22 protein-coding genes are annotated in these 20,635 nt (G+C 59.4%); 4 read left to right on the top strand and 18 right to left on the bottom strand.

The window, feature by feature from the left end; translation table 11 throughout:
* Positions 1-17 precede the first annotated feature (17 nt).
* The 8 genes from AC1V0D_RS05440 to AC1V0D_RS05405 form a co-directional block, all read right to left on the bottom strand.
* Positions 18-458: a thiol-disulfide oxidoreductase DCC family protein gene (locus tag AC1V0D_RS05440; RefSeq protein ID WP_046101808.1), complete on the bottom strand. Its 441-nt coding sequence runs from the start codon at positions 456-458 to the stop codon at positions 18-20.
* Positions 427-1,050, bottom strand: coding sequence for a P-loop nucleotide/nucleoside kinase family protein (locus AC1V0D_RS05435; RefSeq protein ID WP_046101807.1), 624 nt, complete (start codon positions 1,048-1,050; stop codon positions 427-429). The genes AC1V0D_RS05440 and AC1V0D_RS05435 overlap by 32 nt, the downstream gene beginning before the upstream one ends.
* Positions 1,047-1,484 carry a PTS sugar transporter subunit IIA gene (locus AC1V0D_RS05430; RefSeq protein WP_046101806.1) on the bottom strand — a complete coding sequence of 146 codons (438 nt, stop codon included), beginning with the start codon at positions 1,482-1,484 and terminating at the stop codon, positions 1,047-1,049. Before AC1V0D_RS05430 ends, AC1V0D_RS05435 begins: the two co-directional genes overlap by 4 nt.
* Before the next feature lie 9 nt (positions 1,485-1,493).
* Positions 1,494-1,763: a hypothetical protein gene (locus AC1V0D_RS05425; protein WP_140925328.1), complete on the bottom strand. Its 270-nt coding sequence runs from the start codon at positions 1,761-1,763 to the stop codon at positions 1,494-1,496.
* 86 nt (positions 1,764-1,849) lie between these two features.
* Positions 1,850-2,692: a class II fructose-bisphosphate aldolase gene (locus AC1V0D_RS05420; protein WP_009090250.1), complete on the bottom strand. Its 843-nt coding sequence runs from the start codon at positions 2,690-2,692 to the stop codon at positions 1,850-1,852.
* A complete protein-coding gene (locus AC1V0D_RS05415) occupies positions 2,679-4,046 on the bottom strand; it encodes a PTS sugar transporter subunit IIC (protein WP_009090252.1) in 1,368 nt (455 codons plus the stop codon). The genes AC1V0D_RS05420 and AC1V0D_RS05415 overlap by 14 nt, the downstream gene beginning before the upstream one ends.
* Positions 4,039-4,353, bottom strand: coding sequence for a PTS sugar transporter subunit IIB (locus AC1V0D_RS05410; RefSeq protein WP_009090254.1), 315 nt, complete (start codon positions 4,351-4,353; stop codon positions 4,039-4,041). Before AC1V0D_RS05410 ends, AC1V0D_RS05415 begins: the two co-directional genes overlap by 8 nt.
* A 10-nt stretch (positions 4,354-4,363) precedes the next feature.
* Positions 4,364-5,344, bottom strand: a complete 981-nt coding sequence (locus AC1V0D_RS05405) for a 6-phosphofructokinase (RefSeq protein ID WP_154928352.1) — start codon at positions 5,342-5,344, stop codon at positions 4,364-4,366.
* A 574-nt stretch (positions 5,345-5,918) separates the two neighbouring features.
* On the opposite strand from AC1V0D_RS05405, the gene AC1V0D_RS05400 reads away from it, so the two are divergent.
* Positions 5,919-6,833 (top strand): pyridoxal-phosphate dependent enzyme, encoded by a 915-nt coding sequence (locus tag AC1V0D_RS05400; protein ID WP_482907079.1) that lies wholly within the window; start codon positions 5,919-5,921, stop codon positions 6,831-6,833.
* Between the two features lie 39 nt (positions 6,834-6,872).
* Here AC1V0D_RS05400 and AC1V0D_RS05395 read toward each other — a convergent pair whose 3' ends face one another.
* The 8 genes from AC1V0D_RS05395 to AC1V0D_RS05360 all read right to left on the bottom strand — a co-directional run bounded on the left by AC1V0D_RS05395 (position 6,873) and on the right by AC1V0D_RS05360 (position 14,218).
* The gene (locus tag AC1V0D_RS05395; protein ID WP_046101799.1) at positions 6,873-7,457 is read right to left on the bottom strand and encodes a YceI family protein; all 585 of its coding nucleotides are present in this window, start codon (positions 7,455-7,457) and stop codon (positions 6,873-6,875) included.
* Positions 7,458-7,541: 84 nt separating this feature from the next.
* On the bottom strand, positions 7,542-9,848 hold the full coding sequence (gene pqqF, locus AC1V0D_RS05390) for a pyrroloquinoline quinone biosynthesis protein PqqF (RefSeq protein WP_482907078.1): 2,307 nt from the start codon (positions 9,846-9,848) through the stop codon (positions 7,542-7,544).
* A complete protein-coding gene (pqqE, locus tag AC1V0D_RS05385) occupies positions 9,848-11,014 on the bottom strand; it encodes a pyrroloquinoline quinone biosynthesis protein PqqE (RefSeq protein WP_167430856.1) in 1,167 nt (388 codons plus the stop codon). Before pqqE ends, pqqF begins: the two co-directional genes overlap by 1 nt.
* Positions 10,977-11,255: a pyrroloquinoline quinone biosynthesis peptide chaperone PqqD gene (gene pqqD / locus AC1V0D_RS05380; protein ID WP_111208444.1), complete on the bottom strand. Its 279-nt coding sequence runs from the start codon at positions 11,253-11,255 to the stop codon at positions 10,977-10,979. The genes pqqE and pqqD overlap by 38 nt, the downstream gene beginning before the upstream one ends.
* Before the next feature lie 3 nt (positions 11,256-11,258).
* On the bottom strand, positions 11,259-12,014 hold the full coding sequence (pqqC, locus tag AC1V0D_RS05375; RefSeq protein WP_009090267.1) for a pyrroloquinoline-quinone synthase PqqC: 756 nt from the start codon (positions 12,012-12,014) through the stop codon (positions 11,259-11,261).
* A gap of 3 nt (positions 12,015-12,017) precedes the next feature.
* Entirely contained in the window at positions 12,018-12,935 is a 918-nt protein-coding gene (pqqB, locus tag AC1V0D_RS05370) for a pyrroloquinoline quinone biosynthesis protein PqqB (protein ID WP_140028520.1), read from the bottom strand.
* A 52-nt stretch (positions 12,936-12,987) separates the two neighbouring features.
* Positions 12,988-13,059, bottom strand: coding sequence for a pyrroloquinoline quinone precursor peptide PqqA (gene pqqA / locus AC1V0D_RS05365; protein WP_009090272.1), 72 nt, complete (start codon positions 13,057-13,059; stop codon positions 12,988-12,990).
* A gap of 142 nt (positions 13,060-13,201) precedes the next feature.
* Positions 13,202-14,218, bottom strand: a complete 1,017-nt coding sequence (locus AC1V0D_RS05360; RefSeq protein ID WP_265135896.1) for a dipeptidase — start codon at positions 14,216-14,218, stop codon at positions 13,202-13,204.
* A 159-nt stretch (positions 14,219-14,377) separates the two neighbouring features.
* Between AC1V0D_RS05360 and AC1V0D_RS05355 the strand changes: the two genes are divergently transcribed.
* Positions 14,378-14,773 carry a hypothetical protein gene (locus AC1V0D_RS05355; RefSeq protein ID WP_482907077.1) on the top strand — a complete coding sequence of 132 codons (396 nt, stop codon included), beginning with the start codon at positions 14,378-14,380 and terminating at the stop codon, positions 14,771-14,773.
* A gap of 253 nt (positions 14,774-15,026) precedes the next feature.
* A complete protein-coding gene (gene leuA / locus AC1V0D_RS05350) occupies positions 15,027-16,742 on the top strand; it encodes a 2-isopropylmalate synthase (protein WP_482907076.1) in 1,716 nt (571 codons plus the stop codon).
* Here leuA and AC1V0D_RS05345 read toward each other — a convergent pair.
* Both AC1V0D_RS05345 and AC1V0D_RS05340 read right to left on the bottom strand, forming a co-directional pair.
* Positions 16,663-17,442 carry an AraC family transcriptional regulator gene (locus AC1V0D_RS05345; RefSeq protein ID WP_058958239.1) on the bottom strand — a complete coding sequence of 260 codons (780 nt, stop codon included), beginning with the start codon at positions 17,440-17,442 and terminating at the stop codon, positions 16,663-16,665. The genes leuA and AC1V0D_RS05345 overlap by 80 nt on opposite strands.
* The gene (locus AC1V0D_RS05340) at positions 17,439-18,299 is read right to left on the bottom strand and encodes an NAD(P)-dependent oxidoreductase (RefSeq protein WP_325953014.1); all 861 of its coding nucleotides are present in this window, start codon (positions 18,297-18,299) and stop codon (positions 17,439-17,441) included. Before AC1V0D_RS05340 ends, AC1V0D_RS05345 begins: the two co-directional genes overlap by 4 nt.
* A gap of 195 nt (positions 18,300-18,494) precedes the next feature.
* Between AC1V0D_RS05340 and pqqU the strand changes: the two genes are divergently transcribed.
* Entirely contained in the window at positions 18,495-20,615 is a 2,121-nt protein-coding gene (gene pqqU / locus AC1V0D_RS05335) for a TonB-dependent receptor PqqU (RefSeq protein ID WP_325953012.1), read from the top strand.
* Positions 20,616-20,635 lie beyond the last annotated feature (20 nt).

Genomic DNA, 20,635 nt, shown 5'->3' with positions numbered 1-20,635 from the left:
CAGCCACCTTTCACACTTCAGCGCGGGGCATCAACCTGATGCAGAAAACGTCCGGGATAATCGGGGACAATCGCATGCTGGCTGCTGTAACGGCCAAACAGCCTGTAGCGGTTTAACGCGATGCGGTCATAGGCAAAGTTACTGAGGGTGTCGGGGAAGTGACGCAGCACCGCCAGCCCGCGCCACGGCAGAGGGAGATGCTGCATAACGCGGAATACCGCCTGCGCCCGCAGCCAGTGCTGGTCACCTTTAATGTAGACAATGGTGCTGATCTTCTCTTCCGGCAGTCCGGCCCAGCGCAGCAGCGCCTTGCCCTGCTCGCTCTGCACCGAGGCAAAACGAACCTGCCGCGCCAGCCGGTGGCGCAGCAGAAACTGAACCCAGCCGTTACACAGCTTACAGACGCCGTCATAGAGCACGGCGCTTTCACCGGTTTGCAGATAGGGGGGTGATGTCATCCTGCCGCTCTTCACGTCGCTCATGATGAGCTGAAGTGTAGCGGGTTCTGGTCAGCTGATGTTGCAGCCAGTGAATAACGGCCGTGTCGTCCCGGGCGCAGGCGTCAGTCTCACAGACCGGCCCCAGCGCCATCGGCCTGGCCTGACGCGCCAGCTGGCGCAGCTCCGGCAGATACTCGGCACCGGGATGTCCCGGCAGCCGCTGCGACAGCCGTGCCTGATAGCGCGCCACCGCCACCTCCGGATCGATCTTCAGCCACAGCTCAAGCGCCTCCTCCACGCCGGCCTGTTTCAGCCCCTGCTCCAGCAGCGCACGCGGCTGAAACCCGAACCAGGCGTCGATCAGCCAGATCTGACTGGCCGGTGCCTGACCAACGATGTTCCAGATCGCCTGGTAGGCCGCGCAGCCCAGCTGCCGGTTTCGCGCGCGGTCGACCGGGGTAAAGCAGCGCATAAACGGCTCTTTGAGCGCGTCGAGCGTCAGCACCGGCCAGCCAAAATGGTGAGAAAGCGCCTGCGTCAGGGTACTTTTACCCGACGCCGGGATGCCGTTCACCAGCACCACCCGTTTTACCGTATTTGTCAGCGTCATAAAATATCGATGACCTCCGCTGCGCTGCTGGCCTGACGTAACCTGACCAGCGTCTCCTCATCCTCCAGCAGCGACACAATGGCCCGGATCCCCTCTTCGATGTGCGCGTTACTGTCGCGCGCACCAAACATGATCACAATGTCCGCCTTATCACTGCCCGCAAAGGAGATCGGTTCCTTCAGCAGGATCAGACTGAAACAGTCGCGGATCACCCCCGCTTCCGGTCGCGCATGAGGAATGGCAATGCCCTCCTCAAAGACATAGTACGCGCCATGCGTCAGCGTATTGGCAATCACCGCCTCCGGATAGGAGGCGTGAAGATAGCCGCCGCTGACCAGCGGAGCCGCGGCCAGGGCGATAACCTGACGCCAGTCCGTGGCGTCAATGCCGGTCTGAATGGCGTCGGCCTCCTGTAATAACTGCTTAATGGTCATCCGCTCTCCTCAGATCGACTGGCGAACCACATTGCGCAATTCATCTATTTTGACAAACAGCGCATCGATTTCATTGCGGTAGCGAGGGCTTTTCGCAAATAAGCTTAACGCCCGGTTATATTCCAGCATTAATTCTTTTTGCGTTGCGCCATCGCGCGGATTAATAGCCAGCTGCTGCTCCAGCTGCGTTATTTTGCCGCGGCTGAGTTCCGCCAGATGGTCCTGCTGCTGCGGGCTGACCGGTTCACCCGCCGATGACTTTTTCAGAAATCCAAACATAGGCTCTCCTGCCCCGGATTATTTCAGGGGTTCAGTTAAGGCATGAAAATAAAAACGTTACGACTGACTGATAACCGATCCGCCGATCAGCGGAATAACTGCATCTTCTCCACCAGCACATTGGTCACCGCGTCATTTGCCGGCACCAGGAAGTTACGCACGCTGTCATTGACCTTGCCTTTTTCAAAGGTCGATTTGCACTGTGCCACCCACTGAACGTTCATTTCCGTTCCGACGTTGACCTTTTCAATCCCGCTGCTCACCGCCAGCCGCATATCTTCGTCACTGACCCCGGTGCCGCCGTGCAGAACCAGCGGCGTGCGGGTGGCCGCCGTAATATCGGCCAGCCGCTGATGCTGAATGTGCGCCTTGCCGGTGTAAAGCCCGTGCACGGTGCCGATGGAGATCGCCAGCATATCGACGCCGGTTTCCTCCACGAAGCGACGCGCATCCTCCACCGGCGTAAACGCAATCGCCTCCATCTCCAGGCTTTTGCCATCCTCCGAGCCACCAATCGCCCCCAGCTCCGCCTCGACCGAGACGTTGTGCGGTCGCGCCATATCGATCACCCGACGGGTGTTGGCAATATTCTCCTCAATCGGCAGATGAGAGCCGTCATACATGACAGAGCTGAAGCCGGCGTCGATCGCCGTCTGAATAGCCGTCAGATCCGAGCAGTGATCGAGATGCAGACACGTCGGCACGCCGGTGCTCTCTGACAGCGATTTAATGGCGTCGACCAGCAGCTTATGGCCGAGATATTTCGCCGTACCGGTGGAGATCTGGATCATTAACGGGCTGCTGGTTTTCTCTGCCGCTTTAAAATAGGCGGGCAGCATCTCCAGACAGTGCAGATTGAAAGATCCCACCGCTTTAAAGTCACGCTGTTTAGCCAGCTGAAGCAGGTCGGCGAAATTATAAAGTTTCATGGATTTTTTCCTCGTGAGGTCGGGTGGATTTGCCATTAACAAACCAGGCAAGCGCGGTAACAAAGGCAATAAACAGGGCGACGAACAGCCAGTTGTTCTGGAAAGCGTGGCCGAGTACCAGTCCGGTACTGATGACGTCGGAATCGCTGAAGGTCACGCCGGTAAAGCCGTAGCTTTCCAGCATCGGCACCAGGATGGCGGGCAGGAACGTGATAAAGAGGCCGTGAACAAAGCCGCCGATCATCGCGCCGCGCCGCCCGCCCATGGCGTTACCAAAGACCCCGGCGGTGCCCCCGGCAAAGAAGTTGGTCAGCAGACCCGGCAGGATCATCGCCAGACCCATCATCGGGAAGAGAAGCATGCCGACGATGGAGCCGAGCGTGGTGGCGAGGAAGCCGACAATCACCGCATTAGGGGCGTAAGGAAACATCACCGGACAGTCCAGCGCCGGTTTCGCATCCGGCACCACGCGCATGGCGATACCGCGGAACGCAGGCACCAGTTCGTTTAGCAGCAGGCGAACGCCGCTGTAGAGCACAAACACCCCGGCAACAAACTGAATCGACTGCATAAAGGCGTACATCAGGTAGTTCATGCCGTTGCTGTACTGTGCGATGAAGGCCGGGCCGGCGGCCAGGGCGGGGATCAGATACATCGGCACCATCACCAGCGCCATCGACAGATAGGTGTCCTGCAGAAACTTAAAGTTATCCGGCAGCTTCAGATCTTCGGTTGAGCGGGAGCCTTTGCCGACCACTCTGGCGACCGCAGCCGTGACCAGATAGCCAATGGTGCAGAAGTGACCCAGCGCGACATCATCCGACTCGGTAATGCGCCGCACCACCGGCTGCGCCAGCGCAGGCATGATGACCGCCATGATGCCGCCGAAGATGCCGCCGGTCAGGATCAGCGGCAGGCCGGTCAGTCCCGCTTTGTAACCGATGACGGCGCCGATCGTCGCCATCCAGAGCAGCGCCTGTCCCGTCAGGAAGATGTACTTAAAGGGCGTCAGGCGCGCGATGATGATATTGACGATAAAGATCGCCAGCAGCGTCAGCGCCACTTCCGACCCCAGCTCACGGTTTGCCAGCCCGGCAATGGCGGCCACATCGGTGATATAGCCGCGCATGCCGAAGCCGTGGGTAAAGATGGTATTCAGGAAGGTCAGCGTGCCGACGATAATATTGATACCCGCCATCATAATTAAAAATCCGAGCAGGGTTTTAAAGGTGCCTTCCATCACCTTCCCTGCCGATTTTTTTTGCAGCAGCAGACCGATAAGGGCAATAAAGGCGATCAGAATCGATGCCTGTCCCAGCAGATCTTTGACCAGAAAATCAATCACACTATTCATGGGCGGCGACCTTCAGGTTGCGTTCTTTTAAAAAGGCCAGGATCTTCTGCTCTATTTCCGCTTTATCGGTGAGCCGGTTAAGAATAATGACCCGTTTAATCTGCTCTGGTGTGGCATCCGCATTTAATACATCGGCAAAGGCTTTTTGCGTCAGGATCATATCTGACTTAAACGCATTCGCTTCTGAAATGGTGGTGTGATCGATATCGGCTTCAATTTCCAGTTTTTTTAAAACGGCCTTTGCGCTCATCTCAATGGCAAAACTGGAGCCTAATCCACAACCACAGACACATAATATTTTCAGCATGTTCTTCTCCTCACACGATGTTGAGTTGTTTAGCGAGTTTGTAATAGTGCCCGTCAATATCGACCAGGCGTTTTTGCATGCTTATTAAATCAATCGGGATCGGTTTATTGCTGCCGTTAATAATGACCGCTTTATTCCGCATGCCTGACTGAATACAACGCACCACCTCACTGGCCATAATGGTGCCCTGATAAATCTCTTCGCAGGTGGGGTCACCATTACGCAGTCCGTAACCGAGAATGGTTTTACGGATCCGAACGCCAATCAGGGGTTCAAGCTGTTTGATTAAGGTGTCGATAGCGCCCTGAAAACCGGGCGAATATTCCCGGGTGTAACCTTCTGAACAGAGAATCACCACGCTGTTCTGCTGTTCCAGCCGCCGGGTAATGCGCTGCGCCAGCTGCGGCACCGGGATCTGGCACTCCGGGATCAGCGCAATGTCCGCGTTGGCTTTAATCGCGGACTGCAGGGTCAATTCACCGCAGTAGCCGCCGAGCAGCTCCACCATAAATACCCGGCCCGGTAAGGCGCGCCCGGTATTACGCAGCTTCGCCACCTCTTTTAAGACCTGCTCGCAGGCGGTGGAAAAGCCCAGAGTGTAATCACTGCCGAAAACATCGTTGTCGATGGTCATGCCGACACCAAAGCAGTTCACACCGCTCTGTGAGAGCGTGTGAAGAAACTGCAGCGATCCGTCACCGCCCGCCAGAATCAATACGTCAATCCGGGCGTTTTTCAGCTGGCGTGCAATCAGCTCGTACTCGCTCTGCACCAGTTTTTTTTCGGTGCGTCCCGACTGAATGATCGGAATCGCGGCGATGGAGAAGTCCAGCAGATCGCGCTGGCTGATTTCACGGTGGTTATTGGCCAGCAGGCCGGGAATGCCGCCGTCAAATATCACCATCCCGGCCTGGGTCAGACGGCCAATCTGGAAAACAAAATTATTAATCCCGGTGACATCGCCGCCACTGATGACCATTCCAATCCGCATCACCCTCTCCTCGCTGGCTGAATCTGCTGAGGGTCATTCTTCCGGTAAGCGGAGTTGCACTTTGCAGGTGAGGTCACATTTATGAGCGGTTTTTCACTGGCCGGAATATTGACAGCGGGTTGTGAGGCGCATGATTTGTGATGTGAGTCACGCTATTCCGACTTATTACGCCTGAGACGAATCGATATAAATCATCGGGTTAGCGTGCGGGCTGGCGGGATGGGGAGAACGGCGGAAAAAGGCGGAATCAGGCGAGACAGTGATGTTGCGAATTTGTGACTTTCACCTCATTTTTCCCGGTTTCGCCGCCGGCCGGCGGATAAAGGGATACCGATATCCCCTGCGCATCGTCATGTTAATCAGATTCAGCATCGCTGTTGCGAACAGGTAACACTCTTCTGTATAACGAATAAAGCCGACAGAAAATGCAGCAGAAGCATGATGATTTGTAAGGAGAATCGTGCGCCTTGTCTTCGGCGAGGCGGAGGCCTCCTCTGTCCGACGCTGCTCTCCCGCACCCCCGGCCTGACAGTCAGCCGGTTTGTCATCAACGCCTTTGACCAGGATAAGACGCATGGAAATCACTATCCGCACCCCGCTCATTTACTCCCTGCCACTCAGTCAGCACAGCGGGAGCCATGTCTGGCTGAAAATGGAATCAGCGCAGCCGACCGGATCATTTAAGCTCCGGAGTGCGGCCCACATCTGCCGCCATTACGCCGCGCAGGGCGCAAAAGCCTTTATCAGCTCCTCCGGCGGCAATGCGGGTATTGCCGTGGCCCACAGTGGCCGCCGGCTGGGGCTGCCGGTCACTGTGGTGGTGCCTGAAACCACCTCGGCGCGCGCCAGACAGCTTATTGAACAGGAAGGCGCCAGGCTCATCGTCCACGGCAGGGTCTGGAGTGAAGCGAATGCGTATGCCCTGTCGCTGGCGACAGCGGAGAATATCTATATTCACCCCTTTGACAACCCGCTGCTGTGGGACGGCATCAGTAAGCTGGTGGATGAAGTGATCGACGAAGGGCTGCGTCCGGATGCCGTCATCCTGTCGACAGGCGGTGGCAGCCTGCTCTCCGGCGTGATGCAGGGACTGGAAAAACATCAGCTCGGCCATATTCCGGTTTATGCGGTGGAAACAGAGGGAACCGCCTCCCTTAACGCCGCGCTGAAGGCGGGCGAGCGGGTCACGCTGGAGAGCGTCAGCGGAATTGCCACGACGCTGGCGGCCAGCCAGGTGTGTGAAAATGCGTTTACGGTGGCGCGCCGTTCAGACGTCCGGGGAATGGTGGTGACCGATGATGAAGCCGTGAACGCCTGTCGCCGCTTTCTGGACGATCATCGTGTTCTGACAGAACCTGCCTGTGGCGTGTCGCTGTCGATGCTCTATGACGGGAAGATTAGCTTTAAGCCGGAAGAGAAGGTGCTGGTTATCGTCTGTGGCGGGGCTTCTGTCACGCTGGAGAGCCTGCAGGGCTGGCTGACAGCGTGAGAAACGTGGCGCAGCCGCACGGGCTGCGCCGCCGGCCTGTTACTTCGCGTAGGCTTCGGTAGACAGGGTCAGGGTGACCTCGTCGCTGACCGCTGGCACATATTTATCCAGTTTGAAGTCAGAACGTTTGATGGTGCCGGTGGCATCAAAACCAATCGCCTGCTTCTTCACCATCGGATGTTCGCCCTGCTTGTTCAGCGTAGCGTGCAGCGTAACCGGTTTGGTGATCCCTTTCAGGGTCAGGTTACCTTCAACATCAAATTTGTTGTCGCCTTTCGCGACCACTTTGGTGCTGTGGAAGGTGGCCGTCGGGTATTTCGCGGTATCGAAATAGTCCGCGCCTTTGAATTCTTTCGTCAGTGCCGCAACGTGGCTGTCGATTTTGCTGACCGGCAGGGTCACGTCAACGCGTGAAGCTTCCGGATGATCTTTGTCAAACACCAGCGTACCGGTGGCATCCGGGATATCCGCGGTCGGGTTGGAGAAGCCGAAGTGGTTCCAGGCAACGATAACAGACGTATGCTCAGGGTTCAGCTGGTAGTGCATCGCCTCAGCCTGGGACAGGGGAGCATACAGGGTCGCAGCGGCTAACAGGGGCAGTGCAATACGTTTGAAGTTCTTCACGGTCAATTCCTTATGCGGACAAAAGTGCACTAAGTGTGGTGCAAATTTCCCGTTTTAGACAGTGAAGAGATTTGTCGGTAATTTTCAAATAAATTCAGCAACTCTCTGCCAGGCCTGCGTCCGCTCTCCGTCCGTGAACAGCACCCGCCAGCGGCGGCGATCCTGCATCAGCGTGCGATGCAGCTGCTGCAGATCCCTGAGATCCAGCGCCTGGATCTGCGCCGCATCGGGTTCGGCCAGGCCATTCTCCTGACGCAGCCGTGCCAGCGGCTGATCGCTTTCTCTGCTGAGCAGGCGGGTTTTCAGTGCCACCAGATCGCACTCGGCCAGCGTCGGCGTCAGCGAGCGCAGGAAGTTGCGGCAGTAGCGCAGCAGGGAGAGCGCGCTGTAGTCGGGTGACTGCAGCGCAAACAGCACCCCGTCTTCGTCGGCGCAGCGCAGATAGCGGCTGCTGACCACGTAGCCCACCGGCTGTTCGACCCGATAGCGCTGGAAAAAGCGCGGCTCGTAGATCAGGGCCAGCGCCCGCAGCGCAGCCAGCTGTTCACTCTGCTGCAGCGGGATAAAGAGCAGCAGCGCATTATCGGTGCTGGCATGGGGCAGACGCGTCAGACCGGTCCGGGGCGTCATGCGCGTCGGCGGCGTGGCCGGGTTGACCGGCAGCGACAGCGCACTCAGCCGTCGGGCGATCAGGGCGTGCAGCGCCGCGTTGCCCCCTTTCAGTGCCGCCCGCCAGCTGCCGGGCGCAACGTTTACCGCCAGCTCATAGGGTAACTGCTGCAGCAGCGCACGAATGGCGATGCTCTCCACAGGCGGAGTCGGCCCGGATTCGGCAGGCGGCGTGAGAGCAGGCACCATCAGGCTGAGCGCCCTGTCGGCCACCGCCGCATCCGGCGGCAGCTGCAGCGTCAGTTGCCACACCCCCTCCACTTCCTGCCAGCGCCCATGACCGCCCTGATGGCGCAGCGCGGCAAACAGCGGACGCAGCCGTTTTTCCAGCGCCAGGCCCCTCTCCGGCGTAAAGGTTGTCCAGAACTCCGGGCGCAGGATCAGCGTAGCGTCCCCGTCGTCAGGCTGATGATGCGGTAAGTCTACCGCTGTGGCAGGCAGCGGTTCAGCGGTGGCGGCGCTGCTGAGCGGATAGAAGGTGAATGAGGCCGGGGATGGCTTCGTGCGGGGAAACGCATTCCGTGGGGAGAGCGCCAGGCTGAATCCCTGCGTGACCAGATTCTCCGCCGCCGGTTGCGGCGAGCAGATCAGCCAGCTTTGCGGCGCGCGGCAGAGCGACGCCAGCAGCAGCGGCAACGCAGACTCTGCCTCATCCGGCGCAAAGCCGAAGGCGCGCTGGCGTAACTGATCCAGCGGCGCGAGCGCGGCAAAACGCTGCTGTGCCAGCCGCTGATAGTGCTGATGCTGCGATTCAGTGGTCTGGCGCAGCGCGGCCAGATAGTCATCGATCACGCTGTCTGTCAGCTCAGGCTGGTCGGTATCCACCTTCAGGGCCAGCCAGTGCGCGTCATCGGCCTGATAGATCCATTGCAGATCCAGCGCCTCCGCCAGCTTCCGCTCGCGCAGCGTCGCCAGCAGTGAACCGGGCGCTTCATCGAGCAGAAACTCACGCCATAACGTGACACCGTCACTACTGTTCAGCAGCCAGCTGCGCCACAGCGCCGCGGGTGCGCCCTCCGCCAGCTGCCAGACAGCCTCACCTGTCAGTCCGGGCGGCGACAGATCCTGCTGCGCGTGACCGGACGGCAGCCCGGCGGCAAAATCCCGCGCCAGCTGCTCCAGCTCATCCAGCGTCTGCGGTCCCTGCAGCCAGAGCCGCATATTGCCGGAAACGTAATAGCGCTGGTGGAACTGGCGCAGCGCCCGCTGCAGAGCGGGGAGATCATCGCCAAAGGTGGCGCGACTTCCTGCCTGGAAGCGGCGGAATGCGGGGGGTGATGTGGCGGCGTGCAGCAGTGCCGCCTCCGTGCGTGTCGGCTGATGGCGCTGTAACAGCTGATACTCTGCGTCGATCACTGCCACTTCCTGCCCGATCGCCTGATTGTCGAGCAGCGGATGGGCAATCATATCCTGCAATCGCAGCAGCCCGTCAGCCAGCAGCGACGGCGTAACCTCAAAGAAGAAGGCGCTGCGGCGGGCCTGCGTGGTGGCATTAACCCTGCCACCCTGCGCCTGGATCCAGCTCATCAGCCGCCCCTCATCAGGCCAGCCGGTGCTGCCGGTGAAGAGCAGATGCTCAAGCAGATGCGCCAGGCCCGGCCAGCGGTCAGGCTCGTCGTGGCTGCCTGCCGCCACCTGAATCAGCGCCGCGGCCTGGCTGGCGTCGGCGTGATGCACCAGCTCAATCGTCAGGCCATTGATCGTCAGGCCGCGCGTTATCATCAGAGGTTCCGGGTTTTGTAGATCAGCTGTGAGTTGCTGCGGTTGCGGAACTGCAGCTGACCAATCCTGATGTCGCTGCAATCCGCCTCGCGGCGGGCCTCAAGGATTTTGCCATGATGCGGTGATTTGCTGCAGACCGGATCGGCGTTGTCGGCGTTGCCGGTCAGCATATACGCCTGGCAGCGACAGCCGCCGAAGTCTTTCTCTTTCTCGTCACAGGAGCGGCACGGCTCTGGCATCCAGTCGAAACCGCGATAGCGGTTAAAACCGAACGAGTTGTACCAGATATCGTCCAGACTCTGCGTCAGCACCGACGGAAACTCCACCGGCAGCTGGCGCGCACTGTGACACGGCAGCGCGGTGCCTTCCGGCGTGACGCTGAGGAAGATGGCACCCCAGCCGCCCATGCAGGGCTTGGGCCGCTCTTCGTAATAGTCCGGGGTCACAAACAGCAGATTGGTCAGGCTGCCGCTGTCGCTCATGCGCTCACGGTAACGGTTTACCACCGCTTCCGCCTGCGCGATCTGCTCACGGGTAGGCAGCAGGCCCTCGCGGTTCAGCTGCGCCCAGCCGTAGAACTGACAGGTCGCCAGCTCGACGTCATCCGCTTCCAGCTCGATGCAGAGGTCGATAATTTTATCGATCTGATCGATGTTGTGGCGATGCAGCACGAAGTTAAGCACCATCGGATAGCCGTGGGCCTTCACCGCCTTCGCCATCTCCAGCTTCTGCTGAAACGCCTTTTTCGAGCCTGCCAGCGCGGCATTCAGGGTTTCATCACTCGCCTGGAAGCTGATCTGGATATGGTCCAGACCCGCCTCGCTGAAGGCATCCAGCTTTTTCTCTGTCAGGCCGATGCCGGAAGTAATGAGGTTGGTATAGAAGCCGAGATCGCGCGCGGCCTTAATCAGCTCCGGCAGATCTTTGCGGGTCAGCGGCTCGCCGCCGGAAAAACCGAGCTGCACGCTGCCCATGGCGCGCGCCTGGCGAAACACCTCAATCCACTGCGCCGTCGTCAGCTCCTTCTCCTGCTGCGCAAAGTCGAGCGGATTCGAGCAGTAAGGACACTGCAGCGGGCAGCGATAGGTCAGCTCGGCCAGCAGCCAGAGCGGCGGATTTACGCCAGGTTTATGCGGGGTCACGGAACTGTATCCACTTCTGTTCATAGGCTGACTGCAGGAACTCTAAAACGTCTGCACCCACGCCGCCCGCTTCCGGGAAACGGCTGTCGAGCGTCGCGATAATCGCGGCGATATCCTGTTTGCCATCCACCAGCTCAAGAATGGCGGCGGCGGTTTCATTCAGTTTCGCCATTCCTTCCGGATAGAGCACGACGTGGCTCTCCTGGGCGGCTTCCCACTGCATGCGGTAGCCGCGACGAAACACGGCAATCGAGTTCTCATTCATCTGTTATACCAGTCGGGTGGTGTGCCACGCCGCCTTGTCAGTGACGGTGTGGTAAGGCGGACGTTTCAGCTCGTAAGCCATGGTCATCGCATCCAGCATGCTCCATAAAATATCGAGCTTAAACTGCAAAATTTCCAGCATGCGGTTCTGGCTCTCTGCGGTGGTGAAAAAGTCCAGCGCCAGCGCCAGGCCATGTTCCACATCGCGGTTCGCCTGACCCAGGCGGCTGCGGAAGTAGAAGTAGCCCTCTTCTTTGATCCATGGATAGTGCTGTGGCCAGCTGTCGAGCCGCGACTGATGGATCTGCGGCGCGAACAGCTCGGTCAGTGAACTGCACGCGGCCTCCTGCCAGTTAGCGCGGCGGGCAAAGTTAATGTAGGCATCCACCGCAAAACGCACGCCGGGCAGCACGTGTTGCTCCGACAGCAGTTCCTCACGCGTCAGACCGACGGCCTCGCCCAGCCGCAGCCAGGCTTCGATGCCGCCCTCTTCGCCATTACTGCCGTCATGGTCAAGGATGCGCTGCACCCATTTGCGCCGGGTAGCCGGATCGGGACAGTTCGCCATGATCGCCGCATCTTTCAGCGGAATGGTGGTCTGGTAATAGAAGCGGTTGGCCACCCAGCCCTGAATCTGCTCGCGGGTCGCCTGACCGTTGTGCATCGCAATGTGATAGGGGTGATAAATGTGGTAGTACGCACCCTTGTCGCGCAGAGCCTGTTCAAAAGCCTGTGGCGACAGCGTTTCGGTGATCTGCATGATTTAGCCCTGAAGGTGGATCGCCATTCCGTCCCAGCTCACCTCGATGCCCTGCTCTGTCAGAAACTGACGCTGGGGTGACTGCTCGTTAAGGATCGGATTGGTGTTGTTAATGTGGATCAGAATTTTGCGTTTTGCCGGCAGCGACGCCAGCAGCGCCATCAGCCCCTGCTCTTCTGCCAGTGCCAGATGGCCCATCGCCTTGCCGGTGTTGTGGCCTACGCCGGTGGCGAGCAGCTCATCATCCTGCCAGACGGTGCCGTCAATCAGCAGGCAGTCTGCCTTGTGCAGCCATGGCAGGATGACGTCATCAGGCTCTCCCAGACCGGGTGCATAGAGCAGCGTCTGGCCGCTGGCGCGGTTTTCGATAAACAGCGCCACGTTGTGACCCGGCAGCGGCCGATCGCGATAGGGCGAGTATGGCGGCGCGTTGCTGATGATCGGAATCGCGGTAAACACCAGATCGCGACAGACATCAACGCTGAACGGCGTCAGTGGCGCAATGGGCCGGTGCTGTAAGCCGCCGTTCCAGTGGCTGAGCATCGGAAAGATGGGGAAGCCGGTGCTGAGGTCGGCATGCACCTCAGGGGTGCACCATACCTGATGCGGACAGCCTTCACGCAGGCTGAGAAGCCCGGTGGTGTGATCGATCTGACTGTCGGTCAGGATAATGGCACCTATCGCGGTGCCGCGCAGTACCCCTTTGCGGGTCAGCTCGGGCGTATGCAGGATCTGTTGACTGATATCGGGAGAGGCATTACACAGCACCCAGTCCTCGCCGTTATCGCTGAGGATAATCGACGACTGTGTACGCATGCTGGCCTGAATCGTGCCGTTTCGCACGCCGTGGCAGTTGGCGCAGTTGCAGTTCCACTGCGGAAACCCGCCACCCGCGGCCGAACCGAGGATTTTGATAAACATAGAGGAAAACCAGAAGTTGAAAAAATGCCCGCTCAGAAGGCGGGCATAACGATTAACGGTTGGAGATGTAGAGAGTCACTTCCAGACCGAGACGCAGATCAACGAAGGTTGGTTTTTTCCACATAATTTATATCCTCTTTATTAACAGTAATTTAGCTGCCTGGAATCAGCGTGACAGCGATTAAATGAGAGCACTGTCACAATTTCCAGGCAGATGGTGCGCCAATGGCGCGTCGGGATCAAGTCCGGACGTAAGGAAATTGTTATCACAGCCCGGTCAGACGTAAAACCCGCTGCCAGTTTCCCCATGCCAGCTTCTCTGTCAGTGTCTGATCATAGCCCGCTTCCCGGAAAGCCGCGAGCAGACGCGGCATCCCGCTGACATCCCCCAGCGCATCCGGAGGGGTGATGCCGTCGAAATCGGAGCCAAAGGCCACATGGTCGCTGCCCATTATCCTCAACAGGTGATCACAATGCTTAACAATTTCTGTTAATGGCGTGTCGGCGTCGCGTTTACCGTCGGCCCGCAGAAACGCGTTGCCGAAGTTGATGCCGACCAGCCCCCCGCTGTCACGGATCGCCATCAGCTGCGCATCCGTGAGATTGCGCGGCTGCGGGCAGAGGGCATGCGCGTTAGAGTGGCTGGCGACCAGCGGCGCAGCGGCGATCCGGGCAGTATCCTGGAAGGCCTTTTCATTCATGTGAGAGACGTCGATCATCATATTGAGCGCGCTGGCCTGCTGGATCAGCCGTTCACCGGCCGGGGTCAGCCCCGGCCCGGTATCGGGCGAGCCGGGGAAGCTGCCGCTGACGCCCTGACCAAAGCGGTTAGGCAGATTCCAGAACGGCCCGATGCTGCGCACCCCCGCCTGCCAGAAGGCGTGCAGCTGTTCGCCCTCTTCATCCAGCGCATCGGCCCCTTCGATATGCGCCACCATCGCCAGCACACCCGCCGCCCGGCACTCTGCAATCTCCTCCACGCTGCGGCAGAGACGCGCCCGGCCCCCTGATTCATCGGCCAGTTGCTGCAGGATCTGCAGCTGCTGCCACATGATCTCAAGCGGTTGCCAGGGTTCACCGGCACGGGCTGGCACGGTGCGGGCAATGTACTCCTGTGGCGGCACAAAAATCGCAAACAGCCCGCCGCCAAAGCCGCCCTGCTGAATGCGCGGGAAATCGAGGTGGCCCCGTTCAATACCCTGATAAAACGCCTGCACAGGCGCATCGCGATGGTGCAGCCAGAGGTTAAGCAGCAGGTCGTTGTGACCGTCAAAAATCAGCATAAGTGTTCACCCGGAGAAACAGGCGATCATGCTACCCCCGCCCGGCAGATTCATCAAACCGGAGCGCACGCAGGGTGTTGTCCTGAATATTTCAGGATATAGTGCAGAGAATATTTCTTGTGCGCCGGTCTGAAGTGGATTATTTACTGGGGTCAACAGGTGACAGAGTTTTATATCTCAAGAGCGGGGCTGATTTCTGGCCTGGCTGGTAGCTTTCTGATTTTCGTCTCTTTCTTTCTGTACGCTTTTAACAGAAAAGCGTATGACAGACTCATTTCCCTGTTCCTGGAGAAATATCAGTTTCCGCCACCCTGTTCGTTCTATCACATGGCCGGTTTTTTTGGCGCCTATCAGGTGTGCAGATTTTTCATTAATCTCAGCAGGAATAAACCAATAGCCTCCCTCAGCAAGGAGAGTCCTGCTTACTCCTTTTTCGGCGAAAACAGCCTCACTGTCAGCCGCTGGATGATCTCGTTAGTGCGTCTGTGGATGTTTGCAGGAATCTGCTATCTCGGCACAGCGCTCGCTGTTCTGACTCTGATTGTCCTCAGGTGAGAACGACACTGATCACGACGTAATCTTACCAGCCCACGCTGTAGGCATCGTCTTTGACTACAGCGCCTGTTGCTCACCTATCTGACATCAACTCAGAGCCTTCCCTTTTCAGCCTTCTTCGTCTTCAGGCGGAACAGCGCTGCTTGCATATTCACCTTGCTGTGTGTTGTCACTTTTGCGCATCAGGTTGTCAGCATTGCGCGCGCGGCGGAGAGGCGCTGGCGGCAGACTGATAAAAAACAAGGAGAACCCTATGCTGACGCAACCCGCTGATAAATACCGTCCCGCCCCGCTGATGTCGCTGCCCGATCGTCAGTGGCCTTCACGCCAGCTCACTCAGGCACCGCGCTGGCTCTCTACCGATCTGCGCGATGGCAATCAGGCGCTGGCGGAGCCGATGGATCGCGAGCGCAAAATGGCCTTCTGGGATCTGCTGCTGCGCTGCGGTTTCCGGGAGATCGAGGTCGCCTTTCCCTCAGCATCGCAGACAGATTTTGATTTCGTTCGCGATCTGATTGAACAGCAGCGCATTCCGCAGGATGTAACGCTGCAGGTGCTGACACAGGCGCGCGCCGATCTAATCGCCCGCACCTTCGAATCGCTGCTGGGGGTACCGCGCGCCATTGTGCATCTCTATAACGCCACTGCGCCGCTGTTTCGCGAACGGGTTTTTAAACAGAGCAAAGCGGAGATTATCGCCCTCGCCACCGCAGGCGCGCGGCAGATCCGCGCCGGATGCGAGGCGCAGCCGGTAACCCACTGGACCTTTCAATATTCACCCGAGACGTTCTGTTTCACCGAACCGGCGTTCGTTCTGGAGATTTGCGAGGCGGTGGCGGATGTCTGGCAGCCTGATGTCACGCGGCCGATGATCATCAACCTGCCCGCCACGGTGGAGGTGAATACGCCGAATGTCTATGCCGATCAGATCGAGTATTTCTGCCGCCACTTCAGCCGCCGCGATGCCGTCTGTATCAGCGTCCATCCGCATAACGATCGCGGCACCGGCGTCGCCTGCGCGGAGCTGGCTCTGCTGGCAGGCGCTGACCGGGTTGAAGGCTGCCTGTTTGGCAACGGCGAGCGCACCGGCAATGTCGATCTGGTCACGCTGGCGCTGAATCTCTACACGCAGGGCGTTTCGCCGCAGCTCGACTTCAGCAAAATGCAGGAGGTGATTGAGGTGGTGACCCGCTGCAACCAGTTGCCGGTGCATCCCCGCCATCCCTACGCGGGGGAACTGGTCTTCACCGCCTTCTCCGGTTCGCATCAGGACGCGATCAAAAAAGGGTTCGCCATTCGCGCCGAACAGCAGGAAACGCTGTGGCAGATGCCCTACCTGCCCCTTGACCCGGCCGACATCGGCTGCAGCTATGAGGCGGTGATCCGTGTCAACAGCCAGTCAGGCAAAAGCGGAGCCGCCTGGCTGCTGGAACAGAATCACGGTTTACAGCTGCCGCGTGCCCTGCAGCAGGATTTCAGCCGCTGTGTGCAGCAGGAGACAGACCGGCACGGTGGAGAGATGACGCACTACGCGCTGTGGCAGCTCTTTTGCCGCCGCTATGGTGTGACGCAGCCTGCAATCACCCTGGAGCAGGCTGACAGCCAGAGCGACAGCGCCGGACAGACGCAGATGCGCGCCAGCGTCCGCTGTCAGGAGCGTCCCGTGACGCTCACCGGCCGGGGCAATGGCTGGCTGTCGGCGGCGGTCAATGCCCTCGCGGGTGCGTTCGATCTTCATCTGACCATTGAGGATTATCATGAACATACGCTGGGGCGGCGCAGTGACAGCCGTTCCGTGGCCTATATCAGCTGTGTGGATGCGCGAGGGGTGCGGGCCTGGGGTGTGAGCATCGACAATGACACGACCCGTGCGGCCCTGCAGGCACTGCTCAGCGCGGCGGGCTGCTTTCTGGCGGCGGAAAGTAGTCCGTCGGCGACACGCCCAGCAGACGACGAAACATCGCACTGAAGGCGCTGGGGCTTTCATAGCCCAGCTCCAGCGCCACCCGCAGCACCGCATCGCCCTGCGCCAGTCGCGTCAGGGCGATCGCCAGCCGGGCGCGTCGCACCCAGTCGCTGAACTGCAATCCGGTTTCGCGCATAAAATGGCGGGCCAGCGTCCGGCCCGAGACGTTAAGGTGGGTACTGGCGCGCAGTAGCGTCCAGTTTTCGCCGGGGGTCTGCTGGATCCGCTCACACAGCGCCTGAAGCCGGGCGCTGTGTGGCGTCGGCAGCGCAAACGGCAGCACATCCATGCCGCGAATTTCATCCAGAATCAACTCCATTACCCGCTCAGCCCGGCTGCCTGCTTCGTAATGCACCGGCAGCGCGAGTGCGGTAACAATCAGCTCACGCAGCAACGGCGAAATCTGCACCACCTGACAGCTGGCGGGCAGATCGGCGCGTGCCAGCGGATCGATAAACAGCGTGCGCGCCGCCACGCTGCCGGTAATCTGCAACGCATGACGGGTAAACGCGGGCAGCCAGACGCCGCGGCTGGGTGGCACGATCCAGCTGCCATACTCCGTTTCCACCCGCACCACGCCGCTCAGCGTGTGGATCAGCTGTGCGCAGGTATGGTGGTGCCAGGGCTCACTGGCACCGTGCAGGTAGTCGTGCGCCAGCGGCACCAGCGGACGATGGCTGAAGTCAACCGGCTGCTGGCTCATTGCGCCTTCAGATAGCGGTAGATCACCGCCAGATCCTCTTCACCGTGTCCTTCATCAACCGCCTGCTGCCAGAGCCGGGAAATATTCTCCAGCGCCGGCAGCGGCGTTTCTGCGGCATCCAGCGCCAGTCGGGCATCCTTCAGCGCCCAGACCAGATGCATCTGCGGGGTGTAGTCATCGCGGGCCATCATCTCCAGCTTCATTTTTGCATAAGGGGCCGCGAGCGGACCGCCCTCCAGCACCTGCCAGAGATCGTCGGTGGAGAAGCCGAACTGCGCTGCCAGCTGGGTACTCTCTGCCAGGCTCTGCATCATGCCAATCAGCCAGCTGTTGATCACCAGCTTCATACGGCTGCTTTTACCCGCTTCGCCCAGCCACTGCGTACCTTTACCGATGGCGGCAAACACCGCTTCTGCCGCCTGCGCCCGGCTCTGTTCGCCACTGGCGAGCACCAGAATCTGCGCGTTTTCGGCCGGTGCCTTGGTGCCGGAAACCGGCGCATCAATAAACAGCAGATCGGGACGGGCCTCTGCAAAAAAGGCGATCAGCGCGTCCGTTTTTTCCACCCCGATGGTGCCCATCTGGCACAGCGTTGCACCCTGTTTAAGGGCTTCCTTAACCTGATGCAGCACCTGCTCAGTGGTATCACCGTCCGCCAGCATGGCGATCACGACATCCGCCTGCCGCACCGCCTCGTCCGGCGAGTCAGCCAGCTGCAACCCCGCGTCCAGCAAATCTTCGCCGCGTGCGCGGGTGCGATTCCAGCCATGCACCGTAAAGCCCTTCTTCAGCAGATTAGCGGCAAATGCGTGCCCCATTGCGCCTAATCCCAGAACCGCCACTTCAGGTTGTTTCATGCTGACTCCCTTGAGTTATCTGACGGCACCCCACAACGGTGGATGCCCGTGACCAGTAAAGTTGCGTTTCAGCCTGGCGGTAAACAGAGAAAAAATCCAGCCCGAAACGGTGTACCCCAACCGGGCAAACCCTTACCATACGCGACAATTGTTCCATCTGGTTCAATACCTCTTCTCTTTTCCAGGCGACTTATAATGAAAATAATTTCTCTGCGTCAGATGACGCTGGTCATGTTGCCCGCCATGCTGCCGCTGCCGCTGCTGGCGGCGGATAACGACGCGACCCTGGTCGTCACCGCCGCACCGTCAGAACAGGGACTCAACGAACTCGATACCCCCGCGGCTCTGAGCGTGGTCAGCGGCGACGATATGCGCCAGGCCGCCCCGCGCGTGAACCTGTCGGAAAACCTCAGCAGCGTGCCCGGTCTGCAGATCCAGAACCGGCAGAATTACGCCCAGGACCTGCAGATTTCGATGCGCGGCTTTGGCTCCCGTTCCACCTATGGCGTGCGCGGCCTGCGCATTTATGTGGATGGCATTCCGGCGACCATGCCGGATGGGCAGTCACAGACCTCAAATATTGATATCGGCTCGGTTGACCATGTTGAAGTGCTGCGCGGCCCCTTCTCAGCACTCTATGGCAATGCGTCAGGCGGGGTCATCAACGTCACAACACAGCAGGGGCAGCAGCCGGCGACGCTGGAAGCCGGCAGCTGGTACGGCAGTTACGGCAGCTGGCGCAACAGTGTCAAAGCCAGCGGCGCGACCGGTGATGGCACGCATGCCGGCGATGTGAACTACACCGTTTCTGCCTCCCGCTTTACCACCCACGGCTATCGCGACCACAGCTCCGCCCAGAAAAACCTCGGAAACGCCAGACTCGGCGTGCGCATTGATGATGTCAGTACCCTGACGCTGCTGTTTAACAGCGTTCACATCGACGCACAGGACCCGGGCGGCCTGACCGCGGCACAGTGGCGCGACAATCCGCGTCAGGTGGTGAACAATGTCTCGCTCTATAACACCCGCAAAACGGTCGATCAGACCCAGGGCGGTCTGCGCTATCAGCGCCAGATGAGTGAAAATGACGACCTCAGCGTCATGCTCTATGCGGGCATGCGCGAAACGACCCAGTTCCAGTCGATTCCCGCCGCCGTGCAGCTTAAACCTTCCCATCCCGGTGGCGTGATCGCCCTGACCCGCCATTATCAGGGTGCAGACACCCGCTGGACTCATCGCGATACCCTGCTGTCCATTCCGGTAGCGCTGACCGGTGGCCTCGACTATGAAACCATGAGCGAGCGCCGTAAGGGCTACGAGAACTTCACCGTCAGTGATGGCGTTACGCACCTGGGCGAACAGGGCAATCTGCGACGCAACGAGCGCAACCTGATGTGGACGCTCGATCCCTACCTGCAGACCGCCTGGCAACTGACGGATAAGCTTTCGCTCGATGCGGGCGTGCGCTTTAGCACCGTCAACTTTGACTCGAATGACTTCTACATTCGTCCCGGCAACGGCGACGACAGCGGGAATGCGCGCTATCACAAGTGGCTGCCCGCGGCGGCGCTGAAGTATGCCGTTGATCCCGGCTGGAACGTGTGGATCTCTGCCGGGCGCGGCTTTGAAACCCCGACCATCAATGAGCTTTCCTATCGTTCGGATAATGCGACCGGCCTGAACCTGGGACTGAAACCCGCCACCAGCGACACGCTGGAGGCAGGCACCAAAAAACGTATCGGCAATGGCCTGCTGAGCGCGGCGCTGTTCCAGACTGACACCCGCGATGAGATTGTGGCAGATGCCAGCAGCGGCGGTCGTACCACCTATAAAAACGCCGGTCAGACACGCCGTCGCGGTCTTGAGCTGAGCCTGGACCAGCAGTTTGCCTGGGACTGGCGGCTGAAGATGGCTTACACCCTGCTGGATGCGCGCTATCGCAGCAACGCCTGCGGCAGTGACAGCTGTGACGGCAACCGCATTCCGGGTATTGCCCGCAACATGGCCTACGCAGGCCTGGGCTACCTGCCCGAAGAGGGCTTCTATGCGGGAAGTGAAGTGCGCTACCTGAGCCAGATTGCCGCTGAAGATCAAAACAGCGTTAACACCCCCTCCTACACGGTGGCCGCACTGAACAGTGGCTATAAATGGAAACTGGACGCGTGGACGCTGGATCTGTTTGGGCGGGTCGATAACCTGTTTGACAGGCATTACGTGGGGTCGGTGATTGTGAACGAGAGTAATGGCCGTTATTTCGAGTCTGCGCCCGGTCGTAATTACAGCGCTGGATTCACGGTGAGTTACGCATTTAACTAATTTAATAAGTGGCTTTTATA

The sequence above is a fragment of the Pantoea sp. PA1 genome (assembly GCF_056856975.1).
Note: the sequence above shows the minus strand (reverse complement) of the source record. Positions and strands in the feature narration are given on the sequence as shown.

Excerpts from the sequence above, each read along its gene's own strand:
- AC1V0D_RS05440 (WP_046101808.1), bottom strand. The coding sequence starts at position 458 with ATGACATCACCCCCCTATCTGCAAACCGGTGAAAGCGCCGTGCTCTAT.
- AC1V0D_RS05435 (WP_046101807.1), bottom strand. The coding sequence starts at position 1,050 with ATGACGCTGACAAATACGGTAAAACGGGTGGTGCTGGTGAACGGCATC.
- AC1V0D_RS05430 (WP_046101806.1), bottom strand. The coding sequence starts at position 1,484 with ATGACCATTAAGCAGTTATTACAGGAGGCCGACGCCATTCAGACCGGC.
- AC1V0D_RS05425 (WP_140925328.1), bottom strand. The coding sequence starts at position 1,763 with ATGTTTGGATTTCTGAAAAAGTCATCGGCGGGTGAACCGGTCAGCCCG.
- AC1V0D_RS05420 (WP_009090250.1), bottom strand. The coding sequence starts at position 2,692 with ATGAAACTTTATAATTTCGCCGACCTGCTTCAGCTGGCTAAACAGCGT.
- AC1V0D_RS05415 (WP_009090252.1), bottom strand. The coding sequence starts at position 4,046 with ATGAATAGTGTGATTGATTTTCTGGTCAAAGATCTGCTGGGACAGGCA.
- AC1V0D_RS05410 (WP_009090254.1), bottom strand. The coding sequence starts at position 4,353 with ATGCTGAAAATATTATGTGTCTGTGGTTGTGGATTAGGCTCCAGTTTT.
- AC1V0D_RS05405 (WP_154928352.1), bottom strand. The coding sequence starts at position 5,344 with ATGCGGATTGGAATGGTCATCAGTGGCGGCGATGTCACCGGGATTAAT.
- AC1V0D_RS05400 (WP_482907079.1), top strand. The coding sequence starts at position 5,919 with ATGGAAATCACTATCCGCACCCCGCTCATTTACTCCCTGCCACTCAGT.
- pqqF (WP_482907078.1), bottom strand. The coding sequence starts at position 9,848 with ATGATAACGCGCGGCCTGACGATCAATGGCCTGACGATTGAGCTGGTG.
- pqqE (WP_167430856.1), bottom strand. The coding sequence starts at position 11,014 with ATGAACAGAAGTGGATACAGTTCCGTGACCCCGCATAAACCTGGCGTA.
- pqqD (WP_111208444.1), bottom strand. The coding sequence starts at position 11,255 with ATGAATGAGAACTCGATTGCCGTGTTTCGTCGCGGCTACCGCATGCAG.
- pqqC (WP_009090267.1), bottom strand. The coding sequence starts at position 12,014 with ATGCAGATCACCGAAACGCTGTCGCCACAGGCTTTTGAACAGGCTCTG.
- pqqB (WP_140028520.1), bottom strand. The coding sequence starts at position 12,935 with ATGTTTATCAAAATCCTCGGTTCGGCCGCGGGTGGCGGGTTTCCGCAG.
- AC1V0D_RS05360 (WP_265135896.1), bottom strand. The coding sequence starts at position 14,218 with ATGCTGATTTTTGACGGTCACAACGACCTGCTGCTTAACCTCTGGCTG.
- leuA (WP_482907076.1), top strand. The coding sequence starts at position 15,027 with ATGCTGACGCAACCCGCTGATAAATACCGTCCCGCCCCGCTGATGTCG.
- AC1V0D_RS05345 (WP_058958239.1), bottom strand. The coding sequence starts at position 17,442 with ATGAGCCAGCAGCCGGTTGACTTCAGCCATCGTCCGCTGGTGCCGCTG.
- AC1V0D_RS05340 (WP_325953014.1), bottom strand. The coding sequence starts at position 18,299 with ATGAAACAACCTGAAGTGGCGGTTCTGGGATTAGGCGCAATGGGGCAC.
- pqqU (WP_325953012.1), top strand. The coding sequence starts at position 18,495 with ATGAAAATAATTTCTCTGCGTCAGATGACGCTGGTCATGTTGCCCGCC.